Raw genomic sequence first — 23,572 nt, 5'->3', positions numbered from 1 at the left:
TCACTGAATTAAAGTTTTGAAATGAGGAGCTATTGGTGCGTCGGATTGTAGTAACTGGAATGGGAATGATCAATTCGCTAGGTTTAAATAAAGAAGATTCTTTTTTAGCGATCGCTAAGGGAGAATGCGGTATCAAACACATAGAAAGTTTTGATGCGAGCGCGTTTCCTGTGCGTATTGCTGGAGAAATCACTGACTTTGACCCTACAGAGGTGATGAATCCCAAAGATGTTAAAAAGGCAGGTCGTTTCATTCAATTAGCCTTGAAAGCCACAAAAGAGGCGATGAAAGATAGTGGGATTTTAGACGCTCACAACAAATGCCCTGAAGAATTGGCAAACCGCATGGGCGTAAGCTCTGGCTCTGGGATTGGCGGGTTAGGCAATATTGAAGCGAATTCCATTTTTTGTTTTGAAAAAGGCCCTAGAAAAGTCAATCCCTTTTTTATCACTTCTGCGTTAGTGAATATGATTGGAGGTTTCACTTCCATTGAGTTTGGCATTAAAGGGCCTAACCTCTCTAGCGTAACGGCTTGTGCAGCAGGCACTCATGCGATTATTGAAGCGGTTAAGACCATTTTGCTCAATGGGGCTGATAAAATGCTAGTCGTGGGAGCGGAATCCACCATTTGTCCTGTAGGGATTGGAGGGTTTGCGAGCATTAAAGCCCTTTCTACAAGGAATGATGAGCCCAAAAAAGCTTCAAGACCTTTTGATAAGGATCGCAATGGTTTTGTGATGGGCGAAGGCGCTGGGGCTTTGGTGCTTGAAGAATACGAGAGCGCGAAAAAAAGAGGGGCAAAAATTTATGCAGAATTTGCCGGATATGGCGAGAGCGGCGATGCTAACCATATCACAGCCCCGGCCCCTGAGGGTGAAGGGGCTTTTAGAGCCATGAAAATGGCTTTAGAAATGGCGAAAGTGGAAGTAGGCTATGTGAACGCTCATGGGACAAGCACGCATTATAACGATTGGTATGAAAGCATCGCTTTAAAAAATGTGTTTGGTTCTAAAGAAAAAGTCCCTCCTGTTAGCTCCACTAAAGGGCAAATTGGGCATTGTTTGGGCGCTGCGGGTGCACTAGAAGCCGTTATTTCTATCATGGCCATGAATCAAGGGATCTTACCTCCTACCATCAATCAAGAAACGCCTGACCCAGAATGCGATCTGGATTATATCTCTAATGCGGCCAGAGAAAAACAAGTGGATGCAGTGATGAGTAACTCATTTGGTTTTGGTGGCACTAATGGTGTTGTGATTTTCAAAAAAGCCTAGTTTTACGAAGTTAGGATTTTGAATGGCCATTTATTTAGATTTTGAAAATCATATTAAAGAGATTCAAAATGAAATTGAATTAGCCCTTATTAGAGGCGATGAGGACGCTAAAGAAATCTTAGAAAAAAGATTGGATAAGGAAGTTAAAAGCATTTACTCCAATCTCACTGATTTTCAAAAACTCCAATTAGCAAGACACCCTGACAGACCCTACGCTATGGATTACATTGATCTCATCTTAAAAGATAAATATGAAGTCTTTGGCGATAGGCACTATAACGATGATAAAGCAATCGTGTGCTTTATAGGGAAAATTGATAATGTCCCGGTTGTGGTGATCGGAGAAGAAAAAGGCAGAGGGACTAAAAACAAGCTTTTAAGAAATTTCGGCATGCCTAACCCTTGTGGCTATCGTAAGGCTTTGAAAATGGCAAAGTTTGCTGAAAAATTTAATTTGCCTATTTTAATGCTTGTGGATACAGCCGGGGCGTATCCGGGGATTGGTGCAGAGGAAAGAGGTCAGAGTGAAGCGATCGCTAAAAATCTTCAAGAGTTCGCTTCCTTAAAAGTCCCTACTATTTCTGTAATTATCGGTGAAGGGGGCAGTGGTGGTGCGTTAGCGATTGCGGTGGCTGATAAATTGGCTATGATGGAATATTCCATTTTTAGCGTTATATCCCCAGAAGGCTGTGCGGCGATTCTTTGGGATGACCCTAGCAAGACTGAAGTGGCTATTAAAGCGATGAAAATCACGCCTAGAGACTTAAAGGAGGCGGGGCTTATTGATGATATTATTTTAGAGCCTAGCAAAGGGGCTCATAGAGACAAATTTTCAGCGGCTAACACGATCAAAGAGTATTTTTTAGACGCTCTAAGGACTATCCAACAAGACCCTCATTTCCTTGACAACCGCTATCAAAAATTGATGTCGCTTGGTTCGTTTGTGGAGGGCATGAACTAAATCTATAAAAAACTTTGCCTTAATGAAAACTTGATAACTGGTTCTTTAACTTTTAAAATTGTGTTTTTAAACTTTATTTTAAACCCATTCTCTTAAAGAAATAAGGGGTGTTTTGAAATAATTCTCCAACTAAAATCCTCCCTAAAGACCGCTTTAAAAAATACCGCTTCTAAAATCAATCTCTTTACTATCCAATCTTAAAAAATGCAATATTTTTTTATAACCAACGCTCAATAAAAACAAAGCCAAATTTTTCACTACTTGTTATTATTTTAGAAAAAAGCGAATATTTTACATAGTTTGTATAATAATATAAAAAACATCATTGTGTTACTAATCTGCTATATCTATCCTTTTGTTTGAATATAAAAAGATAATCATCATGCTCAGCGTATTGAATGAAAGCATTCTTATTTTACAATACAAAAGTTAGGTCTAATGGTATTTTAAAAAAGAAAGAAATCCCATGGTTATATATGAAAAAATCAAAAGCCGCTTTTCTAGGAATTGGTCTTTAAGGAATAGGGGCAGGCATTTTGCATCTTCAAGCGTGTATTTTTTCTCACTTTTTGTCATTACAGCGGTTAATAGAAGTAGTGCAGTTGCTTGGTTATTGATGCCTGAACATTTGATTGGGTGGTTTTTGATTTCTTTTAGTGGGGAATTTGTAGCAGACATGGCGTTTGGCAAAAAAAGTAAAATCCTTAAAACCCGCTTTGGAATTTCTATTGTGAGCGGCGTTTCACTATTGCTTGGCGCTTTACCAGCGCATTTATTTTTTGTATGGTTTGGTTTCATTAATTGGTGGGCTGTCCTTTTTATAGAAGCGGGAGCTGATCTATTGGTGGGCTGTGTGATACAAAAGATTTTTTTTGGTAAATATTGGGTGGATCGCTATTATTAAGGCTCTCTTTTTTCAAATTTAAAAGCGGATTTTCTCATATTCCAATCAATTAAATAAGGGTTACCCCTACTTAAGGCATCGCATCAAAAACCACGCTGATCCCATTTTTTAAAATGATAGGGTTTTTTGCGTCAGTGATATGGATAAAACGCACGCCATCAAGCAAGTTAAGAGCGATTTCTTGTTGTCTGTTTTCTTTAGCAATGATTTGAATGATCTTTAAGTTTTCATCATAAAAAATGATTTTGGGTTGCCACAAAGGGTTATTAGAGCTTATTTTTAAATACGCGTTTTGATTCACGCTCAGCCAGTATTTCCCACTCGCTTCCTTAAACTCCACAGGATCGCTGCTCAAAACTAAAGCTCTCGCATTAGGGAGCTTGACTTCTTGTAAAGAAAAATCGTATTCCCACTCTTTCAAGGATATGCGCCTAATATCCACAAAATCAAAACCATGCCTTTTCATCGTCTCTATCAAAATGTTAGGGTCTAAAACGTATTCCGTTTTAAGCTCGTATGAAAAAACATTCTCGCCTGAAGAGCTTTGCATTTTAATAGGCAAAACATACGAATACCCCATCATGTTCAAAGAATTGTTGATGCTTTTGGCAAACGCTATGGGATTGCTTGAAGCCTTGAAAGTGATTTTTAACACGCTTGGTTTGTCAAAATTAAACGATAAAAGCCCGTTTTCTTTGAGAGTGTTGAGTAGTTTCAAGGAATCCAAACGCCCCATTACATAGAAATCCTTACGATTTTTAAACAAACGCTCTAAAAAAAGCTTGTTCGTATGGTAAGCTCGCTCCCCCATTAAATTCTCAATCTTATCGTTTAAAGCATCAGCACTTAAAAGCATTCCCCCAACAATAAAAGCTAAAAAAAGGTTTTTCATTGCTGGAGTTCTTTGTATTGGGCCTCATTGATGAGCATTAAGCCTTTATTTGGCTCGTATAAAAACCGCCTAGTTTTGCTGTCGTTATAATCTTGTTCTTGATGGTTGTTTTTAAGAATAAGATGCCCATGCCCAAAGCGTAACAACAAGCGGTGGTTTTTAGCCTCTAAAGGATAACTTTTTTTAAAAACCTTTTGAAAAGAGTTTTTCTTCTCATCTAAGTCAATCACTTCTACCCAAATATCTCGTTTAGGGATAATGTAAATGGTATTAGGATTTTCTTTGATCGCTTCTTTTCCTTGCTTGTCTTGTTCTTTTGGTTTTTCTTCTAATTTAGGCGTTGGCTCTGGCTTGTTTTCTTCTGTAGGATTAGCTTTATTGAAAGAATTCTTTTTAGTGCCGGATTTAATAGCGCTTTCTTGCTCTCTCTCTTCTTTTAAAGAAGAGCTGTTTTGAATGATAACGACCACTAAAATAATGACAACCACCCCTAAAACGATAACAAAGGGTTTCCATTTGGAAGACTTTTTGGATAATGAAGTATTGGCTTGATTGATGCTGTAATCCAATTCAACCTTAAGGGGTTTTTTTGCTGTTTCTTCAGGGCTTGTTTCTTGTTTTTGCTCTTCTCCCACGCCCTCTTTAAAAACACACACTTTGTCAAATTCTTTCACCCATGCGCTCAAATCAATTTTATACTCGCGCTCTAAAATCTGTATAAAACCCCTAGCATGCACCCTTGATAAAGACTCATAGCGCTTTTCCAAGATAGAATGGATATTTTTAGAAGCGATTTTAGTCGCTTTGCAAATTTCTGCCACTCCAACTTCTTTTAAAATCTGCAAATTTTTATCTAAATTTTTAAGCGATAATTCTTCTAAAGCTGCACCAGAAATATCTTTAGAAATGTTTTGAACATCAGAAAGATCTAAATTTTCTAAACTTTTTTTATTCTGTTCCATTCAATTGACCACCTAGTTGATTTTATCCATTAAGATCCCTGCTGCCACGCTCACATTGAGCGAATCAAAATCTCTTCGCATTTTTACGCTCAATATAGTATCCATTTTAGCAAGGATTTTTTTAGACAACCCCTCATGCTCGCTCCCCAAAAAAAGAGCGCATTTTTTTAAGGACAGATTTCCTGCTTGGCTAGAGCCTTGCATGCTCGCGCCCAAACATAAAAACCCGCTCGTTTTCAATTCATTGATTAAATCCAGCGTGTTAGGCATAATGCTAAAAGGCAAATCATACATAAGCCCCAAGCTGGATCGCACAATCCCCTCATAAGCCAATTCTTTAGCAAAATCTAAAATAACGCCATCCATTCCTAAGCAATACGCGCTCCTAAAAATACCCCCAATATTCCCCACATCCGTAATGCCACAAAGAACCAAAAGTTTTTGAGCTTTTTTAATTTCTTTTAAAGAAACCGCTAAGGGCAGTTCCACTTTAGCTAAAACCCCTTGATGATTCCCCCCTTTAGCCAAGCTTTGTGCTTTTTTATTGTCCACTTTGATGATATTTGGGCATGCTTTTTTGAGCACGAAAAAAAGCTTTTTGTCTATTTCTTTAGAAAGATAGATTTCTTGCAATTTTTCTTTGTGAGAGTTTAGAAGGTGCATAACCACCTGCTTGCCATAAATCACTGCTTGCATGCTAAACCCCTTTTATTGATCTTTTTCTTCTGACAAACGCTGGAAATAAAGCTCTTTAGCGTTTTTTTGTGTCATAGTGGCTTCAATTTTAGCCTTAATTTTAGGAGGCAAATCCAACTCCAATAACGCCGATAGCCCCATGCAAGGCTCTATTTTTTTTTCATTCAAAAGCACTAAAACCCACTCCCCTTGGATAGTGCTTTGTTGCAACCGCTCTGTGATTTGAGAAATTTCTCCTAAATAATACTGCTGGTGGAGTTTGGTAAGCTCCTTAGCCGCAAATAAATGCATGCCTTGAGCCAAATCGTTTAAATCCTTTAAAGTCTCTAACAATCGGTGCGGGCTTTCATAAAAAACCACCGGAGTCTTTTCTTCCAAATACGCTAAAGCGTTTAAAATTTTAATGATCCTCAAACGCCTTTCCTTGCTCTTATGGGGTAAAAAGCCGGCGTAAAAAAACCGCCCTTCTAAAAACCCGCTCGCGCAAAACGCCGTAGTGAGCGCGTTAGCCCCGGGCAAAACATCGTATTGGAGGTTGTGTTTTAAAGCGTAAGCGGCTAAACTCATGCCTGGATCGCTCAAACTTGGCATGCCTGCATCGCTCATCACAGCGATTTCTTTGTCAAAAAAAGAAGGCTTTATTTGGTTTAAAAATTCCTGATCGTTGTGTGAATGGAAGGCGATAAACTCCCTTTTTTTAGTAGCGATATTAGGGAAAGAATGGCTGATAATAGGGTTTTGTGCAAGCAAGTGCAACAACCTCTTACTCACCCTTGTATCCTCGCATAAAAAAACCTCGCAACGCTCTAAAACTTCTAAGGTGCGTAGCGTGATGTCAGCGAGATTACCTATTGGTGTGGGCAAAAAATACAACACAAAAAGCCACGCTTTTTAAAAAAGTTACTTCAAATTGTAGCGTTGCTTGAATTTCTCTACTCTCCCTGCAGTGTCAGCGATTTTATCGCTACCGGTATAGAAAGGGTGGCAAAAGCTAGAAATATCAATACGCATTTCAGGTTTGGTGCTTAAAACCTCAATTTCTTTCCCGCTCGTTACGCAAGTAACTTTGCATGGGATATATTCGGGGTGAATGCCTTTTTTCATCAAGTATCCTTTATTTTTAAATTTAAACTTAAAATTATAGCATAAGTAACAATAAATTAAAACCACTCTCTCTAAAGTTAAAATAAAATTTGACTTTGTTAAAAAAATTATGATAGCATAACGAAGCATTACGAAATTCAACGCTTGTGGCATGTGCCACTTATTAGCATCTTTTGATTACACTAATTCTTTAAGAATGCTTTAGCTTTTTGTACTTTTATCTTAATTGAAACAACTAGAAACCTCTTTTTAATTAAAAGGAAATTTAATGAACGAAAACGCGCCTACGCACAAAAGTTCGCACAAGGTCAAAACCCACACGCCAGTGAGCGGTTATCACATTGAAGATTTACGCACCTACCCTACTGAAAAGCTTTTAGAAATCGCTAACAAGCTCAAAGTGGAAAACCCCCAAGAATTCAAACGACAAGACTTGATGTTTGAAATTTTAAAAACCCAAGTTACGCAAGGCGGATACATTCTTTTTACCGGGATTTTAGAAATCATGCCTGATGGCTATGGCTTTTTAAGAGGGTTTGACGGGAGTTTTTCAGACGGGCATAACGACACTTATGTCAGCCCTTCTCAAATCAGGCGTTTTGCTTTAAGGAATGGCGATATTGTTACCGGTCAAGTGCGATCCCCCAAAGACCAGGAAAAATACTACGCCCTTTTAAAAGTGGAGGCTATCAATTACTCGCCTTCAGATGAAATCAGAAACCGCCCTTTGTTTGACAATCTAACCCCCCTATTCCCCGATGAACAGATCAAATTAGAATACGAATCCACTAAAGTTACCGGTAGGATGCTGGATTTATTCAGCCCTGTGGGGAAAGGTCAAAGGGCTTTGATCGTTGCGCCACCAAGGACTGGGAAAACGGAGCTGATGAAAGAGCTCGCCCAAGGCATCACTTCTAACCACCCTGAAGTGGAGCTGATCATCCTTTTAGTGGATGAGCGCCCTGAAGAAGTTACGGATATGCAACGAAGCGTTAAGGGTCAAGTTTTTAGCTCCACTTTTGATTTGCCCGCCAATAACCACATAAGGATCGCTGAATTAGTCTTAGAAAGGGCTAAAAGGCGAGTGGAAATGGGCAAAGATGTGGTGGTTTTATTGGATTCTATCACCCGTTTAGCCAGAGCGTATAACGCCGTAACGCCCTCAAGCGGTAAGGTTTTAAGTGGGGGCGTGGATGCGAACGCCTTGCACAGGCCCAAACGCTTTTTTGGGGCCGCAAGGAATATTGAAGAAGGCGGGAGCTTGACGATTATCGCTACGGCGTTGATTGAAACGGGATCTAGAATGGATGAGGTGATTTTTGAAGAATTTAAAGGCACCGGGAATAGCGAAATCGTTTTAGCGAGAAATATTGCAGACAGGCGCATTTACCCGGCCTTTGATATTTTAAAATCCGGCACACGAAAAGACAATATCTTGCTTGGCAAAGACCGCTTGACTAAAGTGTGGGTTTTAAGGAATGTGATGCAACAAATGGACGACATAGAAGCCTTAAGCTTTGTGTATTCTAAAATGCAACAAACTAAGGACAATGAAGAATTTTTAAATTTAATGAATGAAAAATAAAATCCCTCATTAAAAACCCATTAAATTAAAAATAGTGTCATGAAAATAGGCGTTTTTGATAGCGGTGTGGGAGGGTTTAGCGTTTTAAAAAGCCTTTTAAAAGCGCGATTGTTTGATGAGATCATCTATTATGGCGATAGCGCTAGAGTGCCTTATGGCACTAAAGACCCCACCACGATCAAGCAATTTGGCTTAGAGGCTTTGGATTTTTTCAAACCGCATGAGATTGAATTATTGATTGTGGCATGCAACACAGCGAGCGCTCTGGCTTTAGAAGAGATGCAAAAGCATTCCAAAATCCCTATTGTGGGCGTGATTGAGCCAAGCATTTTAGCGATCAAGCAACAAGTAAAAGATAAAAACGCCCCTATTTTGGTGCTAGGGACAAAAGCGACGATTCAATCCAACGCCTATGATAACGCCCTGAAACAACAAGGCTATTTGAACGTTTCGCATTTAGCCACTTCTCTTTTTGTGCCTTTGATTGAAGAAAGTATTTTAGAGGGCGAATTGTTAGAAACTTGCATGCGTTATTATTTCACTCCCTTAAAGATTTTACCTGAAGTGATCATTTTAGGCTGCACGCATTTTCCCTTAATCGCTCACCAAATTGAGGGCTATTTCATGGGGCATTTTGCCCTTCCAACGCCCCCCCTACTCATCCATTCGGGCGATGCTATTGTAGAATATTTGCAACAAAAATACGCCCTTAAAAACAATGCGTGCGCATTCCCTAAAGTGGAATTTCATGCGAGCGGCGATGTGATCTGGCTAGAAAAACAAGCTAAAGAATGGCTCAAATTGTAACGCTAATAAAATAACTCAATTCCAAAAAGGGGCTATAGCTCACATTATAAAGGGTATTGTGTTGGTTATAAAAAGCGCTTTAGAGAGATTTATGGAAGCGTTTTGAAAAAGCGTTTTGAAGCGAAATGTCTGATGGTTATCTTTGGAAATGAATTGCCTATCTATAGACTTGCAAAATAGCGCTAAAGATATTGTTCTTATCGCTTCGCAAATTCTCAAAGAAAGACTTTTTACCCATAAAAATAAGATTTTCTTTTGCCCTAGAAATAGCTACATTCAAGCGTTTAGAATCTAGCAAGAAAGAAAGATTACCACAAGTTTTCACGGTGGAATAAATAATAATATCTGCCTCCTCGCCTTGAAAGGCATCCACAGTGTCTATTTTGAGCTCATCAAAATTCTTGAAGCCGTATTTTTCCACTTCTGATCGCAAGCATCTTTTTTGGGCATTATAAGGTGTGATAATTCCTATGGTTTTTCTGATTTTTCTTTGATTAAGAGCACGATTGATTTGCTCTAAAAACTCTATGATTTTTTGAACTTGATCTTTGTTATAGCTACTTGTTTTTTCTAGTTGATGCTCTCTTTATAACCCCTAATTAATTCCGCATTATAGCACGAACCCACTAGCACAATCAAATTTAATTTTAAGCAAAGGGTTAAGTTTTTTTGGGGTAGGAAATATCCATGCAGACTTTAAAGAACAAAGCTTTTCGTTAATGTCTGTCGGGATATTTTAAGTTAAAAAACCCCTTGCTTTTAGCAAGGGGTGGTTTTTGCGTTTTTGGTATTCCTTAATCCTTTAAGATTTTTGGAAACCACCTTTTGTATTAACATTTTTGATTCCATGCTCCGCATTTTCCCCCGCCAAGCAGTAATATCCTGTAGAAAATGCATTGGCTAAAAATTGCGTAAAGCCAGACTTAACGTCTTTTACAGCATTGTTCAACTTGGTGGAAAACTTGAACGAATCAGAATAATCTTTCATATTCTTCTGGTTGAAGCCAATTTTATCATACTCTGACAAAGGAACGCTTCCCACATTATGTGCAACTATCTTATCATTCACGAGCTTGAGCCACTCAGGGTTTTTTTGCGTTAGCATGCCGGTCGCTTTTTCATTGATTGCTCCATTTTGGATATTGCTATTAATGCGTATGTGGCTGTTAGTAGCGTAATTGTCTAGTTTCGCTGACAAACTAGCAGGCACTTTTTTTGCACTTTCAGCCCATAGATTCATGGGATTGTGTTTTGTAGAATCTTTGAGCTTGTCTATCGTTTGCTCTAGATTGCCAAAGAAACCTGCTTTAGCTTCTGACACCGCTTGACTGAGATTGTCAATTTTCTGAGCCAATTTTTGATTCCTTGAAAGCCCTACCTTACTGAGATCATCAACTTTATCATGCCTTTTCAAAGGGAAAGGTCCGCCGAGATCATCAATCGTAGCATAAATGGGTTCAGGGCTAACTGATCGCCCTACCTTACTGAGATCATCAACTTTATCATGCCTTTTCAAAGGGAAGCCCGCTTGCCCTACACCACCCAAACCACTTGCTGCTTGATTGAGTTGGTCAATTTTTTGAGTTACCTTTTTAGCAACTTGAGTATAAATGGGTTCTTCAGGGCTAGCTACTTGTCCTGTTTTCTTTTTATTAACTTTAGCATAAATGGGTTCTGTGCTGTTTTTGAGACCATTATTATTGTTATTGAAATTTTTAAATTTCTCATTCAATTCTTTCTTGATATCCGAAAAATTTTTGGCGAGAGCTGTGGCCTCTATTCCAGATAATCCATTACCGACTAGGGTTCCGTTCACACCATTCTTAACGGATTGGTATATTTCAGATTTTTTTCCAGCATTGAGACTTTCATTTTTTTGAGCTTGTTGAGCCAATTGCTCCTTTGAGAAGTTTTTGAGATCGGCTAACGCTTGCTCTACCCCACTGAAATCACCCGTTGCTTTAGCCACTGATACCGCTTGATTGAGATTGTCAACTTTATCCGTTATCTTTTGATTGATGATCACATCTTTAATGGAATTTTCAAGGTCGCTTTTTGCTTGCGTTACCTTGCTGAAATCCTTATTTTTGCCATTTTTGAAGTCATTCAAAGCTGCATTAAGGTTTTCAACTTTTGAAATCCATTCTGGATTGATACCTAAATCTTTCACCGAGCCTTTAAGGGCTTTTAGTGTTTCTTCTGCCTTGCTGAAATCCTTATTTTTGCCATTTTTGAAGTCATCAAAAGATTTACTAAAGTCTTTCAAATCCTTGTTGATATTTTCAAGTTTATCAGACAATTCCCTTTTGATGCCTTTAAGATCTTGAGCGTAAGTGATTGCTCTTGCATCCCTATTAGCCTCTTTATTGATCAACGCAAAAATCTCATCTTTTTGGCTGTTAGCTTGAGCTTTTGCTTCCATTTTATTTTTGTTGCCGCTTTTGCTCTCCAAATTTTTCGCTACATCTTTCTCCAAACGCTCTCGTTTCTTTAGAGATTTTTCAAGATCTTTCTGAGCTTGTTTCACCTCGTCATAGTTGCCTGTGTTTTTAGCTTCAGCTACAGCTTTATTGAAGTTTAAAGCTTTTCCAACCAATTCTTTGTTGCTGCTCAAAAAATCTTTGACAAGCTTATTAGCTTCTTGTGGGGACAATCCTTTAGCGATTAGTTTATCCTCTAAATCCCGCCTTACGACACTATTGATAACGAGATTATTTAAATTAGGCAAATTAAAGACAGCTACCTTGCTAAAGCCTGCTTCTAAATGGGAAACGCCATTCGTAACGCCTACACCCTTATTGGGACTCTTGGAGGCGTTGGTGTATTTGAAATTAGAATAATTAACAAACATCACGCCATCATGTTTTAGGTTACCTTGAAGAGTGACATTTTTCTCCCTATCTAAAGCTTTATCTGCTTTTTTCCCATAATCTTTGAGAGTGTAGCTCAAATCCCCCTTACCAAACTCAGTAATTAAAGCTGAATGTTTTGGGTCTTTTTTAGAAACAAAAGCAATACGATCATTCCCTAGGGCGTCTAAATAAGGCTTAGAGTCTTTTTGGAAATCCTTAATCTCAGTTTGGAATTTTTCTTTCTCTTTCTCGCTCAAGTTGTCTAATTTAGCATTGTTTTGTGCAAGAAATTCCATGAAATCTATTTTGTTTAGGATCTCTTCTTGACTCAATGCTCGTTGTGAGCCTGTGCGTTGGTCTTCTTTGTAGAGATAAAAACTAGGGTTGTTAATCCCTTTCTCACCACCTGCTATGACTAAGCCACTGCCGTTTTTCATATGCACATTAATTATTGTAGCCACATTGTTACCTTGTTGGTCTTTATAACCAACGGTGGCGTTCCAATCGTGTCTGTCTCCAAAACCACCATTGCCCGCATACAATAATGAAACTTTTTCAGGTTCTATGCCATTATGACTCCCCATTAACACAGAAGACAGAGCGTTATTGTGAATCAATAATTGATTGAACTTGTAATTGGGATCAATGTCGGCGACGCCCTCAACATCTAACATTTCCATATCGCCAAGAGTGAATTTAGAAAAATTACCCCTTTCATCAAGCAAATCCCTAGATTCAGGCGGTAAGCCTTGTATGTCGGTGGTGGTAGTGGCTATATCTGGTTGGACATGGGGAACTGGTTCTTGATTGATTGCTTCTTTGACATCAGAAGATTGTTTTTTGTCAAATATAAATGATAAAAAAATATCCAACCAATCCCCACCACTAGGCCCTCCATTTTTTTCTGCTTCTTGCCTTTCTTTCAAGGATTCATCAAACATGCCCATGAACTTTTGATCCGTTCGGATTTGATGCCCTATGATGATTCCTGCAAAAGATTGTTTGGCAGATTTCAAAAACTCTGCTTTTTCTTTATCATCAGGGATAGGGGGTTGTATGATATTTTCCATAAAATTTCGGATCGATCGGGTGTTGATTTTAGACGGATCGTTTTGATGGGACACCCAACTTGTGAAAATTCGGTAACGCTGATCCCCAAATTTCTGAAAGCTCTTTGTGGAAGATTCTACATCAATGAGATTGTCTTTGTTGATTAGTTCATTGCTCTTATTGATAAAGTCTGAAAAATACTGATTCTTTTTGGTAGGATTTTTGATCGCTTTATTGGAGTATTCTTCCCTTAATTGCGAGATTCCATCAAAAGCCTGCCTGTTATCCCTATCGTTCTTATCAACGATTGGTTTTTGATCAGGATCGTATGAAGCGACAGCGTTATCAACTTTAAGAAAAGCTACTTGAAGATTATTGATAAATTGCTGCGGGTTAAAAGCCGCTTCGGTTTGTGGTTGTTGATCAATAGTTTCGTTAGTCATTGTTTCTCCTTCTAACCTAGTTTCATACCTATCGGTATGGTATCAAAGACTGCTAAAAAGCGCTACACACTTTGAGTAGTCAATTCATGTCTTTGAACATTATCACTATACCATAATATTTAGAATATTTGGCATTTTTTCATTAATATTGAAAAAAGTCCGATCGTTGCAGGCGTCTAAAGGCTAGGACGATTCACATTTTTACCCACAATTAACAAAAATTTGCTAGAATGGAGAAATTTTAAGAAGAAAAAAAACTAAGAAATGAGCCTTTTTGAAGAAATCAAATGCAACGCTAAAGATGGTTGGAGAAATGGTTGGACAAGGTGGGCGCATGAAGCGTTCTAAAAATAGTTTGGTTTGTGTGTGTCATACTTACCATTAAGTATTATTTGCAATTAAGCGTTTGTGATCCACATTGGGAAATAAAATGGAAAACAAATCAATAGGACAGATTTTCAAAGAGAGTCTCAAAAAAAGTTTCTTTAGTGGTCTATGGAGTTGCTTAAAATGGAGCTTTATTCTCACCCTGATCAGCTTGGGTTTGTTTTTGCTTGTTTTTAGGTTTCAACCTGAGACGATTAAAAAATACATCAAAGATCCTAAAGATCTACAATTCTACAACGACTTGAGAAAGAAAAAAGGTTGGGACAAGTAGGTTTATTGTTTCTAAATTGTGTCAATTGTCAAACAAAAGTGTCGGTTTTTATTTGAATCAAAAAGGATACACGCAAGACCAGTTAATCTAGTGGTGCTTGCGTGAAAGTGTAAAAATATTTTTTTGGTATGGTATAATAACACCATTATTTCAATCTAATCTGAAAGGAAACGCATGAAATTTTTTACAAGAATCACTGACAGCTACAAGAAAGTTGTAGTAACTTTAGGGCTAGCGATAACGACCAATCCTTTAATGGCGGTCAGCAATCCTACAACAGGCATTACTGAGACTAAATCTTTGGTTGTTCAGATCATTTCTGTTTTAGCGATCGTAGGTGGTTGCGCTCTAGGGGTCAAAGGCATAGCAGATATTTGGAAAATCTCTGATGACATCAAAAGAGGTCAAGCGACTGTTTTTGCTTACGCGCAGCCCATAGCTATGTTAGCGGTGGCGGGTGGCATTATCTATTTGAGCACTAAGTTTGGCTTCAATATTGGCGAAGGCGGAGGAGCTAGCTAAATTGATCAATAATAATAGTAATAAAAAACTGAGAGGCTTTTTTTTGAAAGTTCTCTTAAGTCTCGTTGTTTTCAGTTCGTATGGGTCAGCCAATGATGACAAAGAAGCCAAAAAAGAAGCGCTAGAAAAAGAAAAAAACACTCCTAGTGGGCGTGTTTATACGAATTTAGATTTTGATAGTTTTAAAGCGACTATCAAAAATTTGAAAGACAAGAAAGTAACTTTCAAAGAAGTCAATCCCGATATTATCAAAGATGAAGTTTTTGACTTCGTGATTGTCAATAGAGTCCTTAAAAAAATAAAGGATTTGAAGCATTACGATCCAGTTATTGAAAAAATCTTTGATGAAAAGGGTAAAGAAATGGGATTGAATGTAGAATTACAGATCAATCCTGAAGTGAAAGACTTTTTTACTTTCAAAAGCATCAGCACGACCAACAAACAACGCTGCTTTCTATCATTGCACGGAGAAACAAGAGAAATTTTATGCGATGATAAGCTATATAATGTTTTATTGGCCGTATTCAATTCTTATGATCCTAATGATCTTTTGAAACATATTAGCACCATAGAGTCTCTCAAAAAAATCTTTTATACGATTACATGTGAAGCGGTATATCTATAAATAGAGGGGTGTTTGTGGCAAGCAAACAAGCTGACGAACAAAAAAAGCTAATCATAGAGCAAGAGGTTCAAAAGCGGCAGTTTCAAAAAATAGAAGAGCTTAAAGCAGACATGCAAAAGGGTGTCAATCCCTTTTTTAAAGTCTTGTTTGATGGGGGAATAGGTTGTTTGGTTTCCCTGAAACTTTTATTTATTCCTCTATATTTATATTGTTTGTAACAGTTGTATTATCTGTTATTCTTTTTCAAGCCTATGAACCTGTTTTGATTGTGGCGATTGTTATTGTGCTTGTAGCTCTTGGATTCAAGAAAGATTATAGGCTTTATCAAAGAATGGAGCGAGCGATGAAATTTAAAAAACCTTTTTTGTTTAAGGGCGTGAAAAACAAAGCATTCATGAGCATTTTTTCCATGAAGCCTAGTAAAGAAATGGCGAATGACATCCACTTAAATCCAAACAGAGAAGACAGACTTGTGAGCGCTGCAAATTCCTATCTAGCGAATAACTATGAATGTTTTTTAGATGATGGGGTGATCCTTACTAACAACTATTCTCTTTTAGGCACAATCAAATTGGGGGGCATTGATTTTTTAACCACTTCCAAAAAAGATCTCATAGAGTTACACGCTTCTATTTATAGCGTTTTTAGGAATTTTGTTACCCCTGAATTCAAATTTTATTTTCACACTATTAAAAAGAAAATCGTTATTGATGAAACCAATAGGGATTATGGTCTTATTTTTTCTAATGATTTCATGCGAGCCTATAATGAGAAGCAAAAGAGAGAAAGTTTTTATGATATTAGTTTTTATCTCACCATAGAGCAAGATTTATTAGACACTCTCAATGAACCCGTGATGAATAAAAAGCATTTTGCAGACAATAATTTTGAAGAGTTTCAAAGGATTATTAGAGCCAAGCTTGAAAACTTCAAGGATAGGATAGAGCTCATAGAAGAGCTACTGAGTAAATACCACCCCATTAGATTAAAAGAATACACCAAAGATGGCATTATTTACTCCAAACAATGCGAATTTTACAATTTCCTTGTGGGAATGAATGAAGCCCCTTTTATTTGCAACCGAAAAGACTTGTATCTCAAAGAAAAAATGCATGGTGGGGTGAAAGAAGTTTATTTTGCTAATAAGCATGGAAAAATCTTGAATGATGACTTGAGTGAAAAATATTTTAGCGCTATTGAAATTAGTGAATACGCCCCTAAATCACAGAGCGATTTGTTTGATAAAATCAACGCTCTAGACAGCGAATTTATCTTTATGCATGCTTATTCGCCTAAAAACTCACAGGTTTTAAAGGACAAACTAGCTTTCACCTCTAGAAGAATTATTATTAGTGGAGGCTCCAAAGAGCAAGGCATGACTTTGGGTTGTTTGAGCGAATTAGTGGGTAATGGTGATATTACGCTAGGCAGTTATGGTAATTCTTTAGTGCTGTTTGCTGATAGCTTTGAAAAAATGAAACAAAGCGTTAAAGAATGCGTCTCTAGTCTTAACGCTAAAGGTTTTTTAGCCAACGCAGCGACTTTCTCTATGGAAAATTACTTTTTTGCCAAACATTGCTCTTTTATCACGCTTCCTTTTATTTTTGATGTAACTTCTAATAATTTTGCTGATTTCATAGCGATGAGAGCGATGAGTTTTGATGGCAAAGAAGAGAATAACGCTTGGGGTAATAGCGTGATAACGCTAAAAAGCGAGATCAATTCGCCTTTTTATTTGAACTTCCACATGCCCACTGATTTTGGTTCAGCGTCAGCAGGACACACTTTGATACTTGGCTCAACCGGTTCAGGTAAGACAGTGTTTATGTCCATGACTCTAAACGCTATGGGGCAATTTGCCTATAATTTTCCTGCTAATGTCAGTAAAGACAAGCAAAAGCTCACTATGGTCTATATGGATAAAGATTATGGCGCTTATGGGAATATTGTCGCAATGGGTGGGGAGTATGTCAAGATTGAGCTAGGGACAGATACAGGATTAAATCCTTTTGCTTGGGCGGCTTGCGTGCAAAAAACAGATGCAACAATGGAGCAAAAACAAACGGCTATTTCTGTTGTCAAAGAGCTTGTGAAAAACCTAGCAACCAAAAGCGATGAAAAAGATGAAAATGGCAACAGCATCTCTTTTAGCCTAGCAGATTCTAATACGCTTGCAGCGGCAGTAACCAACCTTATCACAGGAGATATGAACCTAGATTATCCCATCACTCAACTTATTAATGCTTTCGGGAAAGACCACAACGATCCTAATGGGCTTGTCGCGCGATTAGCGCCTTTTTGCAAATCAACCAATGGTGAATTTCAATGGCTTTTTGATAATAAAGCAACAGATCGCTTAGATTTTTCAAAAACGATTATTGGCGTTGATGGGTCAAGTTTCTTAGATAATAATGATGTTTCACCCTTTATTTGTTTTTACCTTTTCGCTCGTATCCAAGAAGCAATGGATGGGCGTAGATTTGTCTTAGATATTGATGAAGCGTGGAAATATTTAAGCGATCCAAAGGTCGCTTATTTTGTGAGAGACATGCTAAAAACTGCAAGGAAAAGAAACGCTATTGTTAGACTTGCGACTCAAAGCATCACTGATCTTTTGGCTTGCCCTATTGCTGATACGATTAGAGAACAATGCCCTACAAAGATTTTTTTGAGAAACGATGGGGGCAATCTTTCTGATTACCAAAGATTAGCTAATGTTACAGAAAAAGAATTTGAAATCATCACTAAGGGGCTGGATAGGAAAATTCTCTACAAACAGGATGGAAGCCCTAGCGTTATCGCTAGTTTTAATTTGAGAGGCATTCCTAAAGAATATTTGAAAATTTTATCCACAGATACTGTATTTGTCAAAGAAATTGACAAGATTGTCCAAAACCATAGTATCATAGATAAATATCAGGCCTTGAGGCAAATGTATCAACAAATAAAGGAGTATTAAAATGAAACAAAGTTTGCGCGAACAAAAATTATTGAAAATTTTGGAAAATGATGTCTTGACGATTTTGGATAGTTTTTCTAATTACCTTTTTGAACTGAGAGAAGAATTGGACTTCATAGAAGAAGAAATGGAAGGTGAAATCACTGAACAAAACCTTACCGCTCTTTATGATTTTTCTAATTTCTTAGAAGACCATGTCAATGTGTTTTATGAGAATGTTTTGAATATAGATGATGTCAAAACAGAACACCTTTATTCAGGTCTCATAGATAGTCTTAACGCTAATCTTCACTTTGTCAAGTCATTTCTCAGTAATCAGGATTTAGACTTCCGCTTTTTTAAAGAAATAAACGAAGGGCAAGATCCCCAAAAAACATTATCAAGATTAATTCCTCTTCAAAGTGGGAAAAATGATGCAAGCTCGTTTAAAGCCAATAATTCTTTTGTCTCATTAGTTTATGTTTATGCTTACTTCATGCTAGAAACTATCAGGCAGTCGTATAGGATTCTCAGATTACTAGAAAAACCTATCAATAACAACATAAGCGAGGACATGCAGAGCGATATAGAGAATTTTTTGTTCAAGCGAATTTTTTAGAATACTATGTTCAGAACAAAATATACCCAACCAATCATGCCTATGACTTCACGCATTTGATCATGGACTCCATTATTCCTAATTGGATTCAAACTGATATGAGCGTTGAAGCTAAAAAGAAAGAGCTTTTTGAAAAATATTTTCAAAACATTGATGAAGTAACAAACAAAATGCTCGATCAAGAAAATCAAAACAAAAACAGCGATTGAGTCGTGTTAATGCGCTAGAATAATGCTAAAAATAAGAATAAAGGAGTCAAAAGTATGAAAACGAATTTTTATAAAATTAAATCACTATTTGCTTGGTGTCTTATCATTGGCATGTTTAACGCTCCGCTTAGTGCTGACCAAAACACGGATATAAAAGATATTAGTCCTGAAGATATGGCGCTAAATAGCGTGGGGCTTGTTTCTAGAGATCAGCTAAAAATAGAGATCCCTAAAGAAACCCTAGAGCAAAAAGTGGCCATACTCAATGACTATAATGATAAGAATGTTAATATCAAGTTTGACGACATAAGTTTAGGGAGTTTCCAACCTAATGATAATCTAGGTATCAATGCGATGTGGGGTATTCAAAATCTTCTCATGAGCCAAATGATGGGCGATTACGGTCCAAACAATCCTTTCATGTATGGTTATGCACCAACATATTCAGATTCATCGTTTTTACCACCAAGCTTAGGAGGGTATTAACATGGCAGGTACACAAGCTATATATGAATCATCTTCTGCAGGATTCTTATCGCAAGTCTCCTCAATCATCTCAAGCACAAGTGGTGTCGCAGGGCCATTTGCAGGAATAGTAGCGGGCGCTATGACAGCAGCGATTATTCCTATTGTTGTGGGATTTACTAATCCGCAAATGACCGCTATCATGACCCAATACAATCAAAGCATCGCTGAAGCTGTAAGCGTGCCTATGAAAGCCGCTAACCAACAATACAACCAATTGTATCAAGGTTTTAACGATCAAAGCATGGCTGTGGGGAACAATATCTTAAATATCAGCAAATTAACAGGGGAATTTAACGCGCAAGGCAACACGCAAAGCGCGCAAATTAGTGCTGTCAATAGTCAGATTGCAAGCATTTTAGCGAGTAACACTACCCCTAAAAATCCTAGCGCTATTGAAGCTTATGCGACGAATCAAATCGCTGTTCCTAGCGTGCCAACAACGGTTGAAATAATGAGCGGTATATTAGGCAATATTACAAGCGCAGCACCAAAATACGCCCTAGCTCTACAAGAGCAACTGCGTTCTCAAGCAAGCAACAGCTCAATGAATGATACAGCCGATTCCCTTGATAGCTGTACCGCTTTAGGCGCGCTTGTTGGCTCATCAAAAGTGTTTTTCAGTTGCATGCAAATTTCTATGACTCCTATGAGTGTTTCTATGCCCACTGTTTATGCCAAATACCAAGCGTTAGCCACTAATGCCCTAACTTCAGGCGTTAATCCTATGACCACCCCTGCATGCCCTATTGGGGACAAAGTTCTTGCCGTTTATTGCTATGCTGAAAAAGTAGCAGAAATTTTGAGAGAATACTATATAGAATTTGTGAAAAACAATACCAATTTGTTGCAGAACGCTTCTCAAATGATACTCGGTCAATCAGGATTAGCTACTAGCACCTATGACACTCAAGCGATTTCTAACATAAGTTCGCTATATAATTACAATATAGTGGCGAATAAATCTTTTTTGAAATCGCATTTGACTTACCTTGATTACATCAAAGACAAGCTTAAGGGGCAAAAAGATAGCTACTTAACAGAAAGGGTGCAAACTAAAATAATCGTGAAGTGAGGAAAGAGATGTGAAATGTTTTTTAAGCATATTTTCTTTCTTGACTTTTTGTGGCTTGCCCTTGAATGGTGCAGGGGCAGTAATAACGCTTGAACCTGCCTTAAAAGCCATTCAGGCGGACGCACAAGCCAAACAAAAAACCGCTCAAGCCGAATTGAAAGCCATAGAGGCTCAGTCTAGTGCCAAAGAAAAAGCCATTCAAGCGCAGATAGAGGGAGAATTGAGGACTCAGCTTGCAACCATGAGCGCTATGTTAAAAGGAGCTAATGGCGTTATTAATGGTGTCAATGGCATGACAGGGGGTTTTTTTGCAGGTTCAGACATCTTGCTTGGCGTCATGCAAGGGTATTCAAGCGCGCTTAGCGCATTGGGGGGGAATGTCAAAATAATCGTGGAAAAACAAAAAATTAATACCCAAACAGAAATCCAAAACATGCAAATCGCGCTCCAAAAAAATAACGAAATAATCAAGCTCAAAATGAATCAGCAAAACGCTCTCTTAGAAGCGTTAAAAAACAGCTTTGAACCGAGCGTTACTCTAAAAACACAAATGGAAATGCTTTCTCAAGCTCTAGGAAGTTCTTCTGATAACGCTAAATACATCGCTTACAATACGATCGGCATCAAGGCGTTTGAAGAAACCTTAGAAGGTTTTGAAACATGGTTGAAAGAGGCTATGAAAAAAGCGACCCTTATTGACTATAATTCCCTAACAGGTCAGGCTTTGTTTCAAAGCGCCATCTATGCGCCTGCTCTTAGTTTTTTTTCAAGCATGGGCACACCATTTGGAATCATTGAAACATTCACTCTAGCGCCCACAAAATGCCCCTATCTTGATGGGCTAAAAATTTCAGCATGCCTTATGGGGCAGGTTATTCAGAATTACAGAATGATTGTAGCCCTTATTCAAAATAAACTGAGTGATGCAGATTTTCAAAATATCGCTTATTTGAATGGGATTAATGAAGAAATCAAAACCTTAAAAGGATCAGTAGATTTGAACGCGCTCATAGAAGCTGCTATCTTAAACGCAGAAAATCATTTAAACTATATAGAAAATCTTGAAAAAAAAGCCGACCTTTGGGAAGAACAACTGAAATTAGAGAGAGAAACGACAGCAAGAAACATTGCTAACTCTAAAGTTATTGTCAAATGAAAACACTCGTGAAAAATACCATATTTTCTTTTTTGCTATTGTCTGTTTTGATGGCAGAAGATATAACAAGCGGCTTAAAGCAACTGGATAGCACCTACCAAGAGACCAACCAACAAGCGCTCAAAAACTTAGATGAGATTTTTTCAACCACTAGCCCTAGCGCTAATGATAAAATGGGTGAAGAAGATGCTCTAAACATCAAAAAAGCGGCCATGGCTTTGAGAGGAGATTTAGCGTTATTGAAAGCCAATTTTGAAGCGAATGAGTTATTTTTCATCTCAGAAGATGTGATTTTTAAGACTTATATGTCTAGCCCTGAACTTTTATTGACCTATATGAAAATCAATCCCTTAGACCAAAAGACTGCTGAGCAGCAATGCGGAATATCCGATAAAATTTTAGTTCTTTATTGTGAGGGGAAGCTGAAAATCGAGCAAGAAAAACAAAATATAAGAGAGCGTTTAGAAACTTCTCTAAAGGCGTATCAGAGCAACATTGGAGGTACAGCTTCTTTAATCACTGCTTCACAGACGCTTGTAGAAAGCCTAAAGAATAAAAATTTCATCAAAGGAATCAGAAAGCTTATGTTAGCTCATAACAAGGTCTTTTTAAATTATTTAGAGGAGTTGGACGCATTAGAAAGATCCCTAGAACAAAGCAAGCGACAATACCTACAAGAAAGGCAATCAAGTAAGATCATTGTCAAATGATTTTCTGAGATGACAAGCTATGATTTCTCATTTTTGGGATTTGTTTCTCTAAGTTGTTTTTTGAGCTAATAATTTGGATCGCTATTTTTTTCCATGAGCGATGCTTTGTTCTATTTGATTAATGACGCTATTGGGCAGTTCGGATTTAGAGCGATTGTTTGAGAATGTTGCATCTTTTGTTTCATTTTCTTTTGCATCAGTAGCTCCAAACTCGCTTGCATTTGTAGTATCTTGGTAGTTATTTTCTTGCTCCATTTCTTTTTTTCTCTTCTCACAAATAGCACACGAAGCTATAAGAAAGGTTCTATTGTTGTTATTAAGAGCGAGTTTTAAACCACTCAGGTGTTGTCTAGAAAACTTGTTATTTTCTGTCTCTATTTCTTGAATTTTTTCTAATAAGGGGGCAAGAATTTTTTGATCCTTGATGTCTTTGATCAAACACTTTCTTAACCCATCATAATCGTTGCTTGAAATAATACATTTATTGATAACGATTTCAATTTCAGGCGTTCTCCACTCATCAGGCACAAGCGGAGCAGCAGGTTTCACAAAAGCTTCATTCACCTTATTGATCATCTCATCAAAATTATCATCTTTATTAGATTTGGTTTCAGTGGAAGAATTGCCATTAGGGTTGTCATTCAAAGGGTTAGCGTTAGTTTCGTTTAATTCTTGCAATCCTCTGTGCTTAGCCGCTTTTTTTTGAACAGAAGAGTTATTCTTTTTTTCAAACGCTTCAATATTCTTTTGAATTTGCTCTACCCTCGCCCTATCATTCCGTAATTTTTCTCTCAAAGCGTTAGTGGCGAATTCTTTTTCCTCTTTTGTAATTTCTTTGTCGTCATGTCTTTGATAGAGTGTTTTGATTTTTTTAAAACCTAAAGCCACTAATTCTTTGTATTCACTCGGTAATAATGCTGTATTGATAGCGTTTAAGCCCCCATAAATAACTAAAGAATAAAGAGCGACAGAACCTAATTTTTTGAAGATACTTTTCAAGAGCGT

General features: G+C 37.6%; 20 protein-coding genes and 3 pseudogenes. 15 read left to right on the top strand and 8 right to left on the bottom strand.

Annotated features, from left to right (window positions below; all coding sequences use genetic code 11):
* The first annotated feature begins 35 nt into the window (after nt 1-35).
* The 3 genes from D2C72_02010 to D2C72_02000 all read left to right on the top strand — a co-directional run bounded on the left by D2C72_02010 (nt 36) and on the right by D2C72_02000 (nt 3,139).
* Nucleotides 36-1,274: a beta-ketoacyl-ACP synthase II gene (locus D2C72_02010; protein ID QEF44161.1), complete on the top strand. Its 1,239-nt coding sequence runs from the start codon at nt 36-38 to the stop codon at nt 1,272-1,274.
* Between the two features lie 22 nt (nt 1,275-1,296).
* A complete protein-coding gene (gene accA / locus D2C72_02005; GenBank protein ID QEF43210.1) occupies nt 1,297-2,235 on the top strand; it encodes an acetyl-CoA carboxylase carboxyl transferase subunit alpha in 939 nt (312 codons plus the stop codon).
* A gap of 466 nt (nt 2,236-2,701) precedes the next feature.
* Nucleotides 2,702-3,139 carry a hypothetical protein gene (locus tag D2C72_02000; protein ID QEF43209.1) on the top strand — a complete coding sequence of 146 codons (438 nt, stop codon included), beginning with the start codon at nt 2,702-2,704 and terminating at the stop codon, nt 3,137-3,139.
* 70 nt (nt 3,140-3,209) lie between these two features.
* Here the strand turns inward: D2C72_02000 and D2C72_01995 are convergent, their stop codons facing one another.
* The 5 genes from D2C72_01995 to rpmE are packed head-to-tail and all read right to left on the bottom strand — an operon-like array spanning nt 3,210 to nt 6,793.
* A complete protein-coding gene (locus D2C72_01995; protein QEF43208.1) occupies nt 3,210-4,031 on the bottom strand; it encodes a hypothetical protein in 822 nt (273 codons plus the stop codon).
* The gene (locus D2C72_01990) at nt 4,028-4,993 is read right to left on the bottom strand and encodes a sialidase (GenBank protein ID QEF43207.1); all 966 of its coding nucleotides are present in this window, start codon (nt 4,991-4,993) and stop codon (nt 4,028-4,030) included. Before D2C72_01990 ends, D2C72_01995 begins: the two co-directional genes overlap by 4 nt.
* 12 nt (nt 4,994-5,005) lie before the next feature.
* On the bottom strand, nt 5,006-5,689 hold the full coding sequence (gene rlmB / locus D2C72_01985; protein ID QEF43206.1) for a 23S rRNA (guanosine(2251)-2'-O)-methyltransferase RlmB: 684 nt from the start codon (nt 5,687-5,689) through the stop codon (nt 5,006-5,008).
* 12 nt (nt 5,690-5,701) lie between these two features.
* The gene (gene rsmI, locus D2C72_01980; GenBank protein QEF43205.1) at nt 5,702-6,565 is read right to left on the bottom strand and encodes a 16S rRNA (cytidine(1402)-2'-O)-methyltransferase; all 864 of its coding nucleotides are present in this window, start codon (nt 6,563-6,565) and stop codon (nt 5,702-5,704) included.
* Between the two features lie 24 nt (nt 6,566-6,589).
* Complete coding sequence (rpmE, locus tag D2C72_01975; protein ID QEF44160.1) at nt 6,590-6,793, bottom strand: 50S ribosomal protein L31; 204 nt, start codon at nt 6,791-6,793, stop codon at nt 6,590-6,592.
* 268 nt (nt 6,794-7,061) lie between these two features.
* Between rpmE and rho the strand changes: the two genes are divergently transcribed.
* Nucleotides 7,062-8,378 (top strand): transcription termination factor Rho, encoded by a 1,317-nt coding sequence (gene rho, locus D2C72_01970; GenBank protein QEF43204.1) that lies wholly within the window; start codon nt 7,062-7,064, stop codon nt 8,376-8,378.
* 39 nt (nt 8,379-8,417) lie between these two features.
* Nucleotides 8,418-9,185, top strand: a complete 768-nt coding sequence (locus tag D2C72_01965) for a glutamate racemase (GenBank protein QEF43203.1) — start codon at nt 8,418-8,420, stop codon at nt 9,183-9,185.
* A gap of 157 nt (nt 9,186-9,342) precedes the next feature.
* Here the strand turns inward: D2C72_01965 and D2C72_01960 are convergent, their stop codons facing one another.
* Nucleotides 9,343-9,717 (bottom strand): hypothetical protein, encoded by a 375-nt coding sequence (locus D2C72_01960; protein ID QEF43202.1) that lies wholly within the window; start codon nt 9,715-9,717, stop codon nt 9,343-9,345.
* A gap of 103 nt (nt 9,718-9,820) precedes the next feature.
* Between D2C72_01960 and D2C72_01955 the strand changes: the two are divergent.
* Nucleotides 9,821-9,925, top strand: a pseudogene (locus D2C72_01955) (transposase).
* Between the two features lie 62 nt (nt 9,926-9,987).
* Here D2C72_01955 and cagA read toward each other — a convergent pair.
* Complete coding sequence (cagA, locus tag D2C72_01950; GenBank protein ID QEF43201.1) at nt 9,988-13,530, bottom strand: type IV secretion system oncogenic effector CagA; 3,543 nt, start codon at nt 13,528-13,530, stop codon at nt 9,988-9,990.
* Between the two features lie 430 nt (nt 13,531-13,960).
* Here cagA and D2C72_01945 point away from each other — a divergent pair, with 430 nt between their 5' ends.
* The 9 genes and pseudogenes from D2C72_01945 (at nt 13,961) to D2C72_01905 (ending at nt 22,567) form a co-directional block, all read left to right on the top strand.
* Nucleotides 13,961-14,188, top strand: coding sequence for a cag pathogenicity island protein (locus D2C72_01945; protein ID QEF43200.1), 228 nt, complete (start codon nt 13,961-13,963; stop codon nt 14,186-14,188).
* 174 nt (nt 14,189-14,362) lie between these two features.
* Complete coding sequence (locus tag D2C72_01940; protein ID QEF43199.1) at nt 14,363-14,710, top strand: sodium:calcium antiporter; 348 nt, start codon at nt 14,363-14,365, stop codon at nt 14,708-14,710.
* Nucleotide 14,711: 1 nt separating this feature from the next.
* A complete protein-coding gene (locus D2C72_01935; GenBank protein ID QEF43198.1) occupies nt 14,712-15,335 on the top strand; it encodes a sodium:calcium antiporter in 624 nt (207 codons plus the stop codon).
* An 8-nt stretch (nt 15,336-15,343) separates the two neighbouring features.
* Nucleotides 15,344-18,294: pseudogene (locus D2C72_01930) on the top strand (VirB4 family type IV secretion/conjugal transfer ATPase).
* Between the two features lies 1 nt (nt 18,295).
* Nucleotides 18,296-19,101 (top strand): annotated as a pseudogene (cagF, locus tag D2C72_01925) (type IV secretion system chaperone CagF).
* Nucleotides 19,102-19,155: 54 nt separating this feature from the next.
* Entirely contained in the window at nt 19,156-19,587 is a 432-nt protein-coding gene (locus tag D2C72_01920) for a sodium:calcium antiporter (protein ID QEF43197.1), read from the top strand.
* A gap of 1 nt (nt 19,588) precedes the next feature.
* A complete protein-coding gene (locus D2C72_01915; protein ID QEF43196.1) occupies nt 19,589-20,701 on the top strand; it encodes a sodium:calcium antiporter in 1,113 nt (370 codons plus the stop codon).
* Between the two features lie 10 nt (nt 20,702-20,711).
* Entirely contained in the window at nt 20,712-21,857 is a 1,146-nt protein-coding gene (locus D2C72_01910) for a sodium:calcium antiporter (protein ID QEF43195.1), read from the top strand.
* Nucleotides 21,854-22,567, top strand: a complete 714-nt coding sequence (locus D2C72_01905; protein ID QEF43194.1) for a sodium:calcium antiporter — start codon at nt 21,854-21,856, stop codon at nt 22,565-22,567. Before D2C72_01910 ends, D2C72_01905 begins: the two co-directional genes overlap by 4 nt.
* An 81-nt stretch (nt 22,568-22,648) precedes the next feature.
* Here the strand turns inward: D2C72_01905 and D2C72_01900 are convergent, their stop codons facing one another.
* Nucleotides 22,649-23,566, bottom strand: coding sequence for a sodium:calcium antiporter (locus tag D2C72_01900; GenBank protein QEF43193.1), 918 nt, complete (start codon nt 23,564-23,566; stop codon nt 22,649-22,651).
* Between the last annotated feature and the right edge of the window lie 6 nt (nt 23,567-23,572).

The sequence above is a fragment of the Helicobacter pylori genome (genome assembly GCA_008032955.1).
In the GTDB taxonomy this organism is placed as follows: domain Bacteria; phylum Campylobacterota; class Campylobacteria; order Campylobacterales; family Helicobacteraceae; genus Helicobacter; species Helicobacter pylori_DC.
This window is presented reverse-complemented; position numbering and strand designations above follow the sequence as displayed.

What these genes read in the sequence shown, in the direction of transcription:
- D2C72_01945 (QEF43200.1), top strand. Translation starts at nt 13,961, where the DNA reads ATGGAAAACAAATCAATAGGACAGATTTTCAAAGAGAGTCTCAAAAAA.
- accA (QEF43210.1), top strand. Translation starts at nt 1,297, where the DNA reads ATGGCCATTTATTTAGATTTTGAAAATCATATTAAAGAGATTCAAAAT.
- D2C72_01940 (QEF43199.1), top strand. Translation starts at nt 14,363, where the DNA reads ATGAAATTTTTTACAAGAATCACTGACAGCTACAAGAAAGTTGTAGTA.
- D2C72_02000 (QEF43209.1), top strand. Translation starts at nt 2,702, where the DNA reads ATGGTTATATATGAAAAAATCAAAAGCCGCTTTTCTAGGAATTGGTCT.
- rlmB (QEF43206.1), bottom strand. Translation starts at nt 5,689, where the DNA reads ATGCAAGCAGTGATTTATGGCAAGCAGGTGGTTATGCACCTTCTAAAC.
- D2C72_01995 (QEF43208.1), bottom strand. Translation starts at nt 4,031, where the DNA reads ATGAAAAACCTTTTTTTAGCTTTTATTGTTGGGGGAATGCTTTTAAGT.
- D2C72_01905 (QEF43194.1), top strand. Translation starts at nt 21,854, where the DNA reads ATGAAAACACTCGTGAAAAATACCATATTTTCTTTTTTGCTATTGTCT.
- D2C72_01915 (QEF43196.1), top strand. Translation starts at nt 19,589, where the DNA reads ATGGCAGGTACACAAGCTATATATGAATCATCTTCTGCAGGATTCTTA.
- D2C72_01990 (QEF43207.1), bottom strand. Translation starts at nt 4,993, where the DNA reads ATGGAACAGAATAAAAAAAGTTTAGAAAATTTAGATCTTTCTGATGTT.
- D2C72_01965 (QEF43203.1), top strand. Translation starts at nt 8,418, where the DNA reads ATGAAAATAGGCGTTTTTGATAGCGGTGTGGGAGGGTTTAGCGTTTTA.
- rho (QEF43204.1), top strand. Translation starts at nt 7,062, where the DNA reads ATGAACGAAAACGCGCCTACGCACAAAAGTTCGCACAAGGTCAAAACC.
- rpmE (QEF44160.1), bottom strand. Translation starts at nt 6,793, where the DNA reads ATGAAAAAAGGCATTCACCCCGAATATATCCCATGCAAAGTTACTTGC.
- D2C72_01920 (QEF43197.1), top strand. Translation starts at nt 19,156, where the DNA reads ATGAAAACGAATTTTTATAAAATTAAATCACTATTTGCTTGGTGTCTT.
- cagA (QEF43201.1), bottom strand. Translation starts at nt 13,530, where the DNA reads ATGACTAACGAAACTATTGATCAACAACCACAAACCGAAGCGGCTTTT.